The sequence below is a fragment of the Streptomyces venezuelae genome (genome assembly GCF_008642375.1).
Classification (GTDB): domain Bacteria; phylum Actinomycetota; class Actinomycetes; order Streptomycetales; family Streptomycetaceae; genus Streptomyces; species Streptomyces venezuelae_G.
In genome coordinates this window covers 6,540,523-6,554,174 of the sequence record NZ_CP029194.1, presented here as the reverse complement: position 1 = coordinate 6,554,174, position 13,652 = coordinate 6,540,523, and the positions used below count along the sequence as shown (strand labels likewise).

Genomic DNA, 13,652 nt, shown 5'->3' with positions numbered 1-13,652 from the left:
TGATTCACTCCTTCGAGTGGGGTGCCTTGGGGAGCCGTTCGAGTGTCGGCCCCCTTCCCGTCACCTTCCCAGGAGGTCGGTGAGGGCGCCTACCGGGTCCGGATCGGGCTCGCCGCGCGGCCACCAGTCCTCGCGGCCCGCGTCCGACTCGTAGCCGTACCAGAGGCCGTCCCGGCCCAGCCTGAGCTGGAGGGATTCCGTCGAAAGCCGGTTGCGCCAGGGGCGGAAGGCGGGGAAGTCGGCGGCGAGCAGCGCGGGTCGGGCCCGGTCGAACGGGCCGGCCGGCGGGTCCCAGGGCTCCTCCAGGACCGCGAGTCCGGCGGCGCCGCCCTGCCGCCAGGCGGCGACGGCCCGGGCCAGGTCCGTGGGTGTGCGGTCCAACGCGTAGGCCAGGTCGCGGTAGAGAGCGCGGGTCGAGGCGGTGAGCCCGGAACCGGGGTGCGCTGCGGCCAGCCGGACCGCGTCCTGCCACGGGGTGAGCGCGGCGACCGGGTCGTGTCCGGTGGCGAGGAAGGTGTGGGCGCGGACCGCGGCCTCGCTCGCCAGGAGGTCGAGGGCGAGCGGATCGGGGGCCTCGGGATCGGGCGGGAAGACGGCCGGACGGCCCGGCCGGTCGGGAAGCGCCAACGGCCGGGGAAGCGGCAGGAGTCCGGCCGCCGTCGCGGCGAGCGCGGCGCGGGCGGGGACCGTCGGCATCGGCGGCGCGGCGGCGGTCGTCTCGGCGGCGGACCGGGCGGCGTTGCGCCGGGTGAGCTCGGCGAGCAGCTCCTGCTCGCCGCGACCGCGCATCAGGAAGAGGACGAACGGGTCCTCGTCGAGGAGTCTCGCCGCCTGGTAGCAGAGCGCGGCGGCGTGCTTGCAGGGGTAACCGTCGTCCGGGCAGGAGCAGTCGGGGACGAGGTCCCCCGGCGCGGGCAGCAGGCCGGTGACGGCCTCCAGGGCGTGCGGCACGTCCTTGTCGAGGAGGGCGGCGATGTGATCGGGGCGGGCGGTGGCCTCGTCGAGGAACCGCTCCCAGCCGTCGTCGCCGAGGGTCCGCATCCTGATCTCGGTGCGGTACGGGCGGGTGCGGCTGCCGTGGACGTAGGCGACGACCCGGCCGGGGGTGACGGTGATCGCATCGACGTGGCCGCGCCCTGCGTACGCCTTCCCGCGTGCGAGGCGCGCCGGGTCGAGGGCGGTGCCCTCCAGCGCCTCGACCCAGGCGTTCCCCCACCATGTGGCGGCGAACCGTCCGTCGGGCGCGTCGCGGGGCGCGACCTGCGGGAAGCTCCGGCGGCGGTCGTCGTGACGGGGCAGGCCCCCGCGGGCGGAGCGCAGGTGGTTCACGCGTGCCTCCTCAGGGACACCAGGTCGGCCAGCTCGCGGTCGGTCAGCTCGGTCAGGGCGGCCTCGCCGGAGCCGAGGACGGCATCGGCCAGGGCCCGCTTGGCGAGCAGCATCTCGGCGATGCGGTCCTCGACCGTGCCCTCGGCGACGAGGCGGTGGACCTGCACCGGCTGGGTCTGTCCGATCCGGTAGGCCCGGTCGGTGGCCTGCTCCTCGACGGCCGGGTTCCACCAGCGGTCGTAGTGCACGACGTGGCCGGCGCGGGTGAGGTTGAGGCCCGTCCCCGCGGCCTTCAGGGAGAGCAGGAAGACGGGGATCTCGCCGGCCTGGAAGCGGTCGACCATCCGCTCGCGCTCGGCCACCGGGGTGCCGCCGTGGAGCAGTTGGGCCTGGATGCCGCGCGCGGCCAGGTGATCGGCGAGGAGCCTGGCCATCGACACGTACTGGGTGAAGACGAGCACGGAGCCGTCCTCGGCGAGGATCGTGTCGAGGAGCTCGTCGAGCAGGGCGAGCTTCCCGGAGCGGCCGGCCAGCCGGGCGGTGCCGCTGCCGCGCGGCGCCTGCTCCTTGAGGTACTGCGCGGGGTGGTTGCAGATCTGCTTGAGGGAGGTCAGCAGCTTCATGACGAGCCCGCGGCGGGCCATGCCCTCGGCGGCCTCGATCTGCGCCATCGTCTCGCGGACGACCGCCTCGTACAGCGAGGCCTGTTCCCGGGTGAGGGACACGGGATGGTCGGACTCGGTCTTGGGCGGCAGCTCGGGGACGATCCCGGGGTCGGACTTGCGGCGGCGCAGCAGGAAGGGCCGTACGAGCCGGGCGAGCCGCTCGACGGCCTCCGCGTGCTCGATCTCCTCGTTGTTCTCGACGGCACGGGCGTGGCGGGAGCGGAAGGCCTTGAGCGGGCCGAGGAGACCGGGGGTGGTCCAGTCGAGGAGCGCCCACAGTTCGGAGAGGTTGTTCTCCACGGGGGTGCCTGTCAGGGCGACCCGCGCCGGTGCCGGGATCTCGCGCAGCGCCTTCGCGGTCGCGGAGAACGGGTTCTTGACGTGCTGCGCCTCGTCGGCGACGACCATGCCCCACTCCCGCTCGGCGAGTTGGGCGGCGCTGGTGCGCAGGGTGCCGTAGGTGGTGAGGACGAAACCGCCGTCCACGCCGTCGAGTCCGCGGTCGGCGCCGTGGAAGCGGCGCACCGGGGTGCCGGGGGCGAACTTCTCGATCTCCCGCTGCCAGTTGCCGAGGAGGGATGCCGGGCAGACGACGAGGGTGGGGGCGCGGCGGGCGCGGCGCAGGTGGAGGGCGATGAGCGTGACGGTCTTGCCGAGGCCCATGTCGTCGGCGAGGCAGCCGCCGAGGCCGAGCGAGGTCATCAGGTCCAGCCAGGCGAGGCCGCGGAGCTGGTAGTCGCGGAGGGTGGCGGTCAGGCCGGGCGGGGCCTGCACGGTCTCGGGGCCGGCCATGAGCCGGTCCCGGAGGGCGGCGAGCGCCCCGACGGGGACGGCGGGGACGGTCTCGCCGTCCACCTCCGCGGTGCCGGTGAGGGCGACGGCGAGCGCGTCGACCGGTTCCAGCAGGCCCAGCTCGCGCTTGCGGGCCTTGCGGACGAGGTCGGGGTCGACGACGACCCACTGGTCGCGGAGGCGCACGACGGGCCGGTGGGCCTCGGCGAGGAGGTCCATCTCCCGCTCGGTGAGGGGATCGCCGTCGAGAGCCAGCTGCCAGTTGAACCGCAGGAGCTCCTCGCTGTCGAAGAAGGCCGTGCCGTCGGTCGCGGAGCCGGGCGCGGAGAGGGCGGGGCGGACGACGGCGGAGGCGCTCAGCGAGCGGGCCAGCTCGCGCGGCCAGTGGAGGGCGATCCCGGCGTCGGCGAGCCGGGCCGCCGCCGGGCCGAGCAGTTCGTACAGCTCGTCCTCGCTGACGGCCAGGACGTCGGGCACGTCCCGCTCCAGGAGCCGGGCCAGCGGGGGCCAGACGCGGGCGGCCCGGCGCAGGGCGAGCACCGCGTCGATCCGGGCGCGCGGCCCGAAGTGCTCGCCTTCCCCCGCCCACAGGGCCAGGGCGTCGATGACGAGGGTCGGGTCGGCGAGGCTGTGGATCTGGAGGACCGCGGCGGCGGCCTGACGCTCGGCGCCGCCCTCCTCCCCCGCGGCGGTGTCGGCGATGTCGAACAGCTCGTACCCCGACAGGTCGAGGCGGAGCGAGACCCGTACCCCCGCGTCCATCCCGGCTGCGGCCTCCGCCGCCCAGGCACGCGCGCGGGGCAGGTGCTGCGGCGCGCGGGCCGCGAACGGCGCCCCGACCGCGTGGGCGGCGGCCGGCGTACGGGGCAGGGTGTCGGCGACCGCGTCGAGGAAGGCGCGCACGAGCGCCTCGGGATCGGGCAGGCGGAGCGGGCCGGGTCCGGGGGCGGGCACGGCGTGCGCCTCGTACGGCATGGCCGCGGCGACGGCCCGCAGGTGGGCGATGTCGTCGGCGTCCAGCGGGCCGGCCCGCCAGGCGTCCATGTCGTCGGCGGTGAGGCCGGGCAGCAGCCTGCCGCGGGCGACCAGCTGGAGGGCGTGCAGGGCGGCGGCCCCCCAGCAGGCGGTGGCGGGGTGCGCGGCGGGGTGGCGGCGGGCCGCGACGAGATGGGGCAGCGCGGCGGCGACGGGGAGGGTGACGGCGGGCACGGCCCGTGAGCGGGCGCCGCTTCCGTGCCTCCGGACGACGGTCAGCTCGACGCGCTCCGCGCCGCTCTCCGCCGGGTCCGGCAGCGCGTCGCCGTCGGGGGCCCAGAAGGCGACGCGGCCCTCGCGGGGCAGGGCGGCCGACAGGAAGACGGCGGCGCTGGTCGTCCAGGTGTGTGCCACGGCTCCGCGCTCCTTCCCACCGGGTGACGAGTGTCCGACCGGATCTCCGACCTTACGGCGGGGGTCTGACAACGGCCGTCAGTCGGGTTCGCCCGAGCGGCCCAGCAGCGGATGACACGGGCCTCCGGGGGCGCGAGGGTGGCTTGGACCGGGTGCACCCGAGGTGCCGCCGGAGCAAGACCCGGACTCCGACAGAAGAGGAACCGCCATGTCCGTTCGCCGGCGTCTCACGACCGCCACCGGGGCCGTGCTGCTCACTCTCTCCGTCGCCGGCTGTTCGAGCCTGGACCGCACCATGGTCGGCACGCTCTCGTACGAGACGGAGCGCGACGTCGTGGTGACCGTGACGAGCCCCTCGGTGAACGGCTGCCACCGCCTTCTCGTCCCGAGAGGGGCGACCAGGGTCGAGAACGACACCCTCGTCGACATCAGGCTGTACCCGACGCGCGACTGCAAGGGGAAGCACAACATCTACCTCCCCACCAGCACCAGCAACGAGATCGCGCCGGGCGCCTTGCCGTGGCGCAGCTACAGCGTCATCCACTGACCGGTTCCCCGCACCCCTCCGCAGGGTCCATCCTGGAAGAGCCCCCTTCGGGGCTCGGACGGGAGATGGTGACCGTCATGCGTTCCGGGAACGAACCGGCGACCGCGCGCAGTCCCCTGCGCATGCGGTTCTGGCTGGCTGTGTGGGGACTGCTCTGGGCCGTCTTCGGCACGACCGTCTTCTCACTGGTGGGCCGTCCCGGCTGGGCGGCGGCATGCGGGGTGCTCTTCCTCGTGGTGGTGTGCGACCTGGCGATGGTGCTGCACCACATCCACCAGGGCCCGCACTGGCAGCCGGGCCGGAACATCCCGCCGTACGAACCCGATCACGGCGGCACGGGCCGCTGAACGGCGGCCGTCAGTTCCGCGTGTCGAACCCCGCCGCCTGGAGGTACTCCGGCTTCGGGTCGAGCGCGGCGGCGAGCCGGAAGTGCCGGGTGGCCTGCGCGGTCTGCCCGGAGCGCTCGAAGGTGCGGGCCAGGGCGAAGTGGGCGAACGCGTTGTCCGGCTCGCGCTCCAGGACCAGCTCGAACTCCAGCTGGGCCGGACGGAGCTGGGCGGCGGCGAAGAACGCCCGGGCCCGCAGCAGTCGCGCGGCCGTGTTCTCGGGGTGGGCGGCGATCACCGAGTCCAGCAGCTTCACGGCGCCACGCGGGTCCCGCGCGGCCAGCAGATGCTCGGCGGCGCGGAAGTCGATGACGTGCGTTTCCGGGTTCGTGTCGGCCACGATGGCATCCTTCCCTCGATGAGGTGAGGGAACACCGAACCCGGCGGGCGCATTCCGCCGACACTCCGCCCCGCACCGGCCCGGGCGCCGGGGGACGGGCCTCAGGCCGGGGCGGCGGCCCGCCGCTCCAGCTCGTCCCAGACCTTCCGCACCTGCGGTTCCAGCGACTCCAGCGGACCGTCGTTGTCGATCACGAGGTCCGCGATCGCCAGCCGCTGAGCACGCGCGGCCTGGGCGGCCATCCGGGCGCGGGCCTCGGAGGCGTCCATGCCCCGGAGGCGTACGAGCCGGTCGAGCTGGGTCTCGGGGGACGCGTCCACGACCACGACCAGGTCGTACAGCGGCGCGAGTCCGTTCTCGGTGAGCAGGGGTACGTCGTGGACGACGACGTCTCCGGCGCCCGCCCGGCTCTCCAGCTCCGCCGACCGGGCCCCGACCAGGGGGTGCACGATGGCGTTCAGGGTGGCCAGCCGGTCGGCGTCGGCGAACACGATGGAGCCGAGCTTCGGACGGTCGAGCGTCCCGCTCTCGGTCAGGACGCCGTCCCCGAACGCCTCCACGACGGCCGCGAGCCCCGGTGTCCCGGGTTCGACGACCTCGCGGGCGATCCGATCCGCGTCGATCAGCACGGCCCCGTACGAGACGAGCAGCCGCGACACTTCGCTCTTGCCGGCGCCGATCCCGCCGGTCAGGCCCACCTTCAGCATGAGCGGCAGCTTAGGGCCTGGCCGGCGAGGACGGCGCGTCGCCCCCGGAGAGGGCTATGCGTCGCCCTCCCGCTCGGCGAGGAAGCGCTCGAACTCGCGGCCCAGCTCGTCGGCCGACGGCAGGTCGACCGGCTCGGCGACCAGGCTGCCGCGGGTCTCGGCGCCGGCCACCGCGTCGTACTGGTGCTCAAGGCCCTGGACGAGCGCGACGAGCTCCTCGTCGCCCTCGCCGATCTGGCGGTCGATCTCGGTCTGGGTGCGGCGGGCCTCCGTCCGCAGCGCGTGGGCGACGCCGGGGAGCACGAGGCCGGTGGCGGCCGTGACGGCCTCCAGGACGGTGAGGGCGGCGTCCGGGTACGGCGAGCGGGCCACGTAGTGCGGGACGTGGGCGGCGACCCCGAGGGTGTCGTGGCCGGACTCCGAGAGCCGGTACTCGACGAGGGACTCGGCGCTGCCGGGGACCTGGGCCTCGTCGAAGGGGCTGGCGTGCCCCGGCATCAGGTCCGTGCGGGTGCCGTGCGGGGTGAGGCCGACGGGGCGGGTGTGCGGCACGCCCATGGGGATGCCGTGGAAGTTGACCGCGAGGCGCACGCCGAGCCGCTCGACGATCTGCCCGACGGCGGCGGCGAACCGCTCCCACTCGACGTCGGGCTCGGGGCCCGAGAGGATCAGGAAGGGTGCCCCGGTGGCGTCCTGGACGAGGCGGACCTCGATGGACGGCGTCTCGTACGCGGTCCAGCGGTCGCGCCGGAAGGTCAGCAGGGGGCGGCGGGCGCGGTAGTCCACGAGCCTGTCGTGGTCGAAGCGGGCCACCAGCTGGTGGGGAAGGGTGTCGAGCAGCCGCTCGACGATCTGCTCGCCCGCCTCGCCCGCGTCGATGTAGCCGTCGAAGTGGTACAGCATGACCAGCCCGGCCGACTCCTGTGCCAAGGCCAGGTCCACGACGGCCAGGCCCTTCGGGTCCCATTCGTACAAATCCTGGGGATCAAGCACGATTACCGCTCCTCCTCGTGTTCTCTCTGGCAACGCCGTGAGCCGCACCACCATTCCCGCGCGGGCCGATCTTCCGGAGGAGGAGTCCGACGGGCCCCGGCGGGGGAGCGGAAACGACCGAGGCCCGCTCCCCCGAAGGGGAGCGGGCCTCGATTCGCTAGCGGCTAGCGCTCAGCGGAGAGCCTGTTCAGCTCTGGCCGCCGGCGAGCTTCTCGCGGAGGGCGGCGAGCGCCTCGTCCGACGCCAGGGCGCCGGAGTTGTCGTCCGACTCCGAGGAGTACGAACCACCCGAGATGCCCGCACCGGCGTTGCCGGCGGCCGGGGCGGCAGCGCCCTCGGCAGCGGCGGCCTCGTCGGCCTCGCGGGACTTGATGACCTGAGCCTGGTGCTGCTCGAAACGAGCCTGCGCCTCGGCGTACTGGGTCTCCCAGGCCTCGCGCTGGGTCTCGAAGCCCTCGAGCCAGTCGTTGGTCTCGGGGTCGAAGCCCTCGGGGTAGATGTAGTTGCCCTGGTCGTCGTAGGACGCGGCCATGCCGTACAGGGTCGGGTCGAACTCGACCGAGGCCGGGTCGGCACCGAAGGACTCGTTGGCCTGCTTCAGCGAGAGGCTGATGCGACGACGCTCGAGGTCGATGTCGATGACCTTGACGAAGATCTCGTCGTTGACCTGGACGACCTGCTCCGGGATCTCCACGTGGCGCTCGGCCAGCTCGGAGATGTGGACCAGACCCTCGATGCCCTCGTCCACGCGGACGAACGCACCGAACGGAACCAGCTTGGTGACCTTACCCGGGACGACCTGACCGATCTGGTGCGTACGGGCGAACTGCTGCCACGGGTCCTCCTGCGTCGCCTTCAGCGACAGGGAGACACGCTCGCGGTCCATGTCGACGTCGAGAACCTCGACGGTGACCTCCTGGCCGACCTCGACAACCTCGGACGGGTGGTCGATGTGCTTCCAGGACAGCTCGGAGACGTGCACGAGGCCGTCGACGCCACCCAGGTCCACGAAGGCACCGAAGTTGACGATCGAGGAGACGACGCCGGAGCGGACCTGACCCTTCTGCAGGGTGGTGAGGAACGTCTGGCGAACCTCGGACTGGGTCTGCTCGAGCCAGGCACGGCGGGACAGGACCACGTTGTTGCGGTTCTTGTCCAGCTCGATGATCTTCGCCTCGAGCTCCTTGCCCACGTAGGGCTGGAGGTCGCGGACGCGACGCATCTCGACGAGGGAGGCCGGCAGGAAGCCACGGAGGCCGATGTCGAGGATGAGACCACCCTTGACAACCTCGATGACGGTACCGGTGACGATGCCGTCCTCTTCCTTGATCTTCTCGATGGTGCCCCAGGCGCGCTCGTACTGGGCGCGCTTCTTCGAGAGGATCAGGCGGCCTTCCTTGTCCTCCTTCTGGAGAACCAGGGCCTCGATCTCGTCGCCGACCTTGACGACCTCGTTCGGGTCGACGTCGTGCTTGATCGAGAGCTCGCGGCTCGGGATGACGCCTTCGGTCTTGTAACCGATGTCGAGCAGGACCTCGTCCCGGTCGACCTTCACGATGACGCCGTCGACGATGTCGCCGTCGTTGAAGTACTTGATCGTCTCGTCGATCGCGGCGAGGAAGGCTTCCTCGTTACCGATGTCGTTGACCGCAACCTGCGGGGTGGTGCTGGTGGCGGTGGTCTCGGTGCTGCTCGTCATGTGGGAAAGGGCTCCGGTTACGGACAGAAAGTCGTAGGTACTGCTACGCCGAGAGCCCGTATCGCACCAAGAAGCCGGACAGCAATGAAGCCCCTGCCCGGAAACCGGAAGGCGCCTCGAAAACCGAGGGGACATACAACAGGTACGAGCGCGGCCTGCTCCGTCTGAGGCGCGCAGGCCCGCAGCGCAACCTTTAGCATACGGGGGCGGCCGGACAGGGTCAATGCGCGAAGCGCGCACCCGGGGCAGATCCGCGCAAACCCGGCACTATTTCTTGCCGCCACGCCGGATCCACGCCGCATCGACGGGGGCGGCCGCACGGCTGCACTGAGCGCAAACTACATCGGCGGGCGAGATGAACCAAGAGTACGAACAGCACGAGGGCCAGGACGCGGCCGAGGACGATGCCGAGGCCACCCGGCGTGACGCGGGGGACGCGGAGAGCAGCCGGGCGAGCCGCGGCTGGTGGGACCGGAACGCGGACGAGTACCAGAGCGAGCACGGGGCCTTCCTCGGCGACGACCGGTTCGTGTGGGGACCCGAAGGACTCGACGAGGCGGAGGCCGAGCTGCTCGGGCCGGCCGCTTCGCTGAAGGGGCGTGACGTCCTGGAGATCGGCGCGGGGGCGGCGCAGTGCTCGCGCTGGCTGGCGGCGCAGGGGGCGCGGCCGGTGGCCCTCGACCTCTCGCACCGGCAGCTCCAGCACGCGCTGCGGATCGGCGGGGACGTGCCGCTGGTGGAGGCGGACGCCGGGGCGCTGCCCTTCCGGGACGGCTCCTTCGACCTGGTCTGCTCGGCTTACGGCGCGGTGCCGTTCGTCGCCGATCCGGTACGGGTCTTCCGCGAGGTCCGCCGGGTGCTGCGGCCCGGTGGCCGCTGGGTCTTCTCGGTGACGCACCCGATCCGCTGGGCGTTCCCGGACGAGCCGGGGCCCGAGGGGCTGTCGGTGGCGGCCTCCTACTTCGACCGCACGCCCTACGTCGAGCAGGACGAACAGGGCCGGGCCGTGTACGTGGAGCACCACAGGACGCTCGGGGACCGGGTGCGGGACGTGGTGGCCGGCGGTTTCCGGCTCGTGGACCTGGTCGAGCCGGAGTGGCCGGCCTGGAACAGCCAGGAGTGGGGCGGCTGGTCCCCGCTCCGGGGCAACCTGATCCCGGGCACGGCGATCTTCGTCTGCGAACGCCAGGATTAGTCCTATGAACAGGTGGGTCCTGTGGACAACCGGACCCGGCTTTTCTCGGCTCGTACGAGACTGAGTGCGTGATCCGAAACGACGCACTCGACCTGCTCCCCGTCCGCCATGCCGTCCCCGAGCTGCTGGCCGCGCTCGCGGAGCGCGGCACGGCAGTGCTCCACGCGCCGCCCGGCACCGGCAAGACCACGCTGGTGCCGCTCGCGCTCGCGGGGCTCATAGGGGACGGACCGAAGCGGCGGGTGCTGGTGGCCGAGCCGCGACGGATGGCGGTGCGCGCGGCGGCCCGGCGGATGGCCTGGCTGCTCGGCGAGGAGGTCGGCGGCACCGTCGGATTCTCGGTGCGCGGTGAGCGGCGAGTGGGTCCCGCGACCCGGGTCGAAGTGGTGACCACGGGTCTCCTGCTCCAGCGGCTGCAGCGCGACCCCGAGCTGGCGGGCGTGGACGTGGTGCTGCTCGACGAGTGCCACGAGCGGCACCTGGACGCCGACACGGCCCTGGCCTTCCTGGTGGACGTGCGCACGGCCCTGCGGCCGGAGCTGAAGCTGATCGCGGCCTCGGCGACGAGTGACGCGGAGGCGTGGGCGGAGCTCCTCACGGTCGTGGACGGCGGTGGCCCCGCGCCGATCGTACGGAGCGAGGGCGAGGGGCACGGATACACGGTCCGGTTCGCGGCTCCCCCGGCCGGGATCCGGCCCGCGCACGGCACATGGGTGGACCCGGCGCTGCTGCGGCATGTGGCGGCGACGGTCCGGCTGGCGATGGAGCGGCACGAGGGGGACGTCCTCTGCTTCCTTCCCGGTACGGGGGAGATCGCGCGGACGGCGGGGCTGCTCGCCGGTCTGGACGCGGAGGTGCTCCAGCTGCACGGGCGGGCGCCGGCAGCGGTGCAGGACGCGGTCCTGAAGGGTGCCGGGCCGGGCGGGCGACGGCGGGTGGTCCTGTCGACCTCGGTGGCGGAGTCGAGCCTGACGGTGCCGGGGGTCCGGATCGTCGTGGACTCGGGGCTCGCGCGGGAGCCCCGGATGGACCACGCGCGGGGGCTGGGGTCACTGGCGACGGTGCCGGTGTCGGTCGCGGCGGCGACCCAGCGGGCAGGGCGCTCGATGCGTGAGGCCTTCGGCACCGTCTACCGGTGCTGGGCGGAGGCCGAGGACGGCAGCCGGGCGCGTTTTCCTTCGCCCGAGATCAGGATCGCCGATCTCGCGGACTTCGCCCTGCGGGTCGCGTGCTGGGGCGATCCGACGGCGGAGGGGCTCGCCCTGCTCGACGCGCCGCCCGCCGGGGCGATGGCCGCGGCCCGGTCCGTGCTGGCGGCGGTGGGCGCGGTGGACGAGGACGGCCGGGCCACCGAGCGCGGCGGACGGCTGTCGCGGCTCGGCCTCCACCCGCGGCTGGGGCGGGCCCTGCTCGACGGTGCCGCCGAGGTGGGCGTCCGGCGGGCGGCGGAGGTGGTGGCGCTGCTGAGCGAGGAGCCTCCCCGTGAGTACGGGGACGATCTGACGGCGGCCTGGCGGTCGGCGCGCCGGGGCGGGGACGGGTACGCGGCCCGGTGGAAGGCGGAGGCGCGGCGCCTGGAGCGTTCGGCCGGCGAGGTGGCCGAAGCGGGGAGGGAAGGAAGGGCGGGGGCCGGCTCGCGGGCGGGCGGTGAGGACGCCGTGGCCGGGCTGGTGACGGCGCTGGCCTTTCCGGAGCGGGTGGCGAGGGCCCGTGAGCAGGACGGCTATCTGATGGTGTCGGGCAGCGGGGCCCGGCTCACCGAGGGTTCGGGGCTGCGGTCCACTCCGTGGCTGGCCGTGGCGGTGGCGGACCGTACGGCTCGGGACGCCACGGCGCGGGTGCGGCTGGCGGCCGTGGTCGACGAGGGCACGGCCCTGTGGGCGGCGGGGCATCTGCGGGCCACGGGCGAGGAGGTCCACTGGGAGGACGGCGACGTGGTGGCGCGGTCGGTGGACCGACTGGGCGCGGTCGAGCTGACCGTGCGGCCCCTGGGGTCAGGGGCCGAGCCTGCTCTCGTGCGGGAGGCGCTGCTCGACGGGCTGCGGCGGGAGGGGCTCGGGCTGCTGCGGTGGAGCCGGGACGCCTCGGAGCTGCGCGAGCGGCTCGCGTTCCTGAACGGGGAGCTGGGCGGGCCCTGGCCTGACGTGGCGGACGGGGCGCTGGTAGACCGGGCCGAGGAGTGGCTGGAGCCCGAGCTGTCCCGGGCCGCGCGCCGGGCCGATCTGGGGCGGATCGACGCCGGGACGGCCCTGCGGCGGCTGCTGCCCTGGGCGACGGGGGAGGCGGGCCGGCTGGACGAGCTCGCACCGGAGCGGATCGAGGTGCCGAGCGGTTCGCGGATCCGGGTCGAGTACGGCGACGGGCGGCCAGTGCTCTCGGTGAAGCTCCAGGAGATGTTCGGCCTGGCCGAGACGCCCCGGGTGGCGGGCGTGCCGGTCCTGGTCCATCTGCTCTCCCCCGCCGGGCGGCCGGCGGCCGTCACCGCGGACCTGGCGTCGTTCTGGCGGGAGGGCTACCGCGCCGTGCGTGCGGAGCTGCGGGGCCGGTATCCGAAGCATCCGTGGCCGGAGGACCCTTCCGCGGCGGAACCGACCCGGCACACCAGCGCGCGGCTCAGACGGGAGCGGTGACGGGCCCGGGCGGCGGGAGCGGCGCCGCCGGCGCCGACGGGCGGCGGGAGCGGGCCTCCAGCCAGAAGGCGAGGGCGAGGAGGGCGAGGGCCAGGACGGTGAGGCTCCAGGGCATGTAGGAGACGAGCGTCATGACCATCAGACGGTTGGAGCCGACCATCTCGACGATGCTGTCGACGTAGTCGCCGCGCATCTTCACGTGGCCCTCGAAGACGGTGATGGTGTCCTGGCCCATCAGAGCCTTGGCGTTGCGGAGCTCCTCCCGGTGGATCTCCTCGCCGTTGACCGGGGCGCCGGTGACCGGCTCCACCCAGAACATGCGCTTGGTCGTGTACCAGCGGGTCAGGCCGGAGTCGGCGAGGACCTGCGGGGTGATGCCCTTGACCGGCATGGTCTTGGGCATGGGGACCTTGGTCCAGGGGACGGTCTGCTCGAAGTAGTAGACCTCCAGGCCGCGGAAGGTCTGCGTGCCCTTGTAGTGGATGGGGGCCGAGGTCCGGGTCTGGGCGTCGAAGTACTGGTAGTCCCGCTTCTCGGTGAGGAAGGGCCACTTGAACTCGATGCCCTCGCGCCGGACCGGGTCGCCGTCGACCGTCTCGCCGGTGGCGTTGACCGGGTCCTGGGTGTGGGCGTCGAAGATGTACCGCTCGGGGATCTTGGAGACCATCTTGCCGTCGGGGCCCGTGACGTAGGCGAGGGCGTCCCAGACGACGACGTCGCGCCCGGCGTCGCGTTCGATCCGCTTCGACTCCTCCACGTTGCCCTTGAGGGTCTGGATGATCGTGATCTTCTCGACCTTCTCGGCCTTGAGTGTGGAGTAGTTGAGGAGGGTCGCCGGCCGGGCCTCCAGGACGGTCTCCTGGTACTGGTTCGGGGGGATCTTCGCGAGGCGCGGGAAGGCGTACCACCGCAGGGTCGGGGCCATCGCGGCGCAGCAGACGGCGAGGGCGAGCAGGACGAGGCTGGCTCGGCGGCGCACG

11 protein-coding genes are annotated in these 13,652 nt (G+C 73.4%); 4 read left to right on the top strand and 7 right to left on the bottom strand.

Annotated elements, in window-relative coordinates; translation table 11 throughout:
• Positions 1 to 60: 60 nt before the first annotated feature.
• Entirely contained in the window at positions 61 to 1,329 is a 1,269-nt protein-coding gene (locus DEJ46_RS29940) for an SWIM zinc finger family protein (protein ID WP_150271342.1), read from the bottom strand.
• Positions 1,326 to 4,175 carry a DEAD/DEAH box helicase gene (locus DEJ46_RS29935; protein WP_150271340.1) on the bottom strand — a complete coding sequence of 950 codons (2,850 nt, stop codon included), beginning with the start codon at positions 4,173 to 4,175 and terminating at the stop codon, positions 1,326 to 1,328. The genes DEJ46_RS29940 and DEJ46_RS29935 overlap by 4 nt, the downstream gene beginning before the upstream one ends.
• Positions 4,176 to 4,383: 208 nt before the next feature.
• On the opposite strand from DEJ46_RS29935, the gene DEJ46_RS29930 reads away from it, so the two are divergent.
• Positions 4,384 to 4,722 (top strand): hypothetical protein, encoded by a 339-nt coding sequence (locus DEJ46_RS29930; RefSeq protein WP_150271338.1) that lies wholly within the window; start codon positions 4,384 to 4,386, stop codon positions 4,720 to 4,722.
• Positions 4,723 to 4,799: 77 nt separating this feature from the next.
• Positions 4,800 to 5,069: a DUF6343 family protein gene (locus tag DEJ46_RS29925; RefSeq protein ID WP_150271337.1), complete on the top strand. Its 270-nt coding sequence runs from the start codon at positions 4,800 to 4,802 to the stop codon at positions 5,067 to 5,069.
• 10 nt (positions 5,070 to 5,079) lie between these two features.
• Here the strand turns inward: DEJ46_RS29925 and DEJ46_RS29920 are convergent, their stop codons facing one another.
• The 4 genes from DEJ46_RS29920 to rpsA all read right to left on the bottom strand — a co-directional run bounded on the left by DEJ46_RS29920 (position 5,080) and on the right by rpsA (position 8,847).
• A complete protein-coding gene (locus tag DEJ46_RS29920) occupies positions 5,080 to 5,448 on the bottom strand; it encodes a tetratricopeptide repeat protein (protein ID WP_055644140.1) in 369 nt (122 codons plus the stop codon).
• A gap of 101 nt (positions 5,449 to 5,549) precedes the next feature.
• The gene (gene coaE / locus DEJ46_RS29915; RefSeq protein ID WP_150271335.1) at positions 5,550 to 6,155 is read right to left on the bottom strand and encodes a dephospho-CoA kinase; all 606 of its coding nucleotides are present in this window, start codon (positions 6,153 to 6,155) and stop codon (positions 5,550 to 5,552) included.
• A gap of 54 nt (positions 6,156 to 6,209) precedes the next feature.
• On the bottom strand, positions 6,210 to 7,148 hold the full coding sequence (locus DEJ46_RS29910; protein ID WP_150271333.1) for a PAC2 family protein: 939 nt from the start codon (positions 7,146 to 7,148) through the stop codon (positions 6,210 to 6,212).
• A 187-nt stretch (positions 7,149 to 7,335) separates the two neighbouring features.
• Positions 7,336 to 8,847, bottom strand: coding sequence for a 30S ribosomal protein S1 (gene rpsA / locus DEJ46_RS29905; RefSeq protein WP_015032828.1), 1,512 nt, complete (start codon positions 8,845 to 8,847; stop codon positions 7,336 to 7,338).
• Between the two features lie 355 nt (positions 8,848 to 9,202).
• Here rpsA and DEJ46_RS29900 point away from each other — a divergent pair, with 355 nt between their 5' ends.
• Both DEJ46_RS29900 and hrpB read left to right on the top strand, forming a co-directional pair.
• The gene (locus tag DEJ46_RS29900; protein WP_150271331.1) at positions 9,203 to 10,042 is read left to right on the top strand and encodes a class I SAM-dependent methyltransferase; all 840 of its coding nucleotides are present in this window, start codon (positions 9,203 to 9,205) and stop codon (positions 10,040 to 10,042) included.
• Between the two features lie 68 nt (positions 10,043 to 10,110).
• Complete coding sequence (hrpB, locus tag DEJ46_RS29895; protein WP_150271329.1) at positions 10,111 to 12,672, top strand: ATP-dependent helicase HrpB; 2,562 nt, start codon at positions 10,111 to 10,113, stop codon at positions 12,670 to 12,672.
• Here hrpB and DEJ46_RS29890 read toward each other — a convergent pair.
• Positions 12,656 to 13,651: a DUF3068 domain-containing protein gene (locus tag DEJ46_RS29890; protein WP_150271327.1), complete on the bottom strand. Its 996-nt coding sequence runs from the start codon at positions 13,649 to 13,651 to the stop codon at positions 12,656 to 12,658. The genes hrpB and DEJ46_RS29890 overlap by 17 nt on opposite strands.
• Position 13,652: the final 1 nt, after the last annotated feature.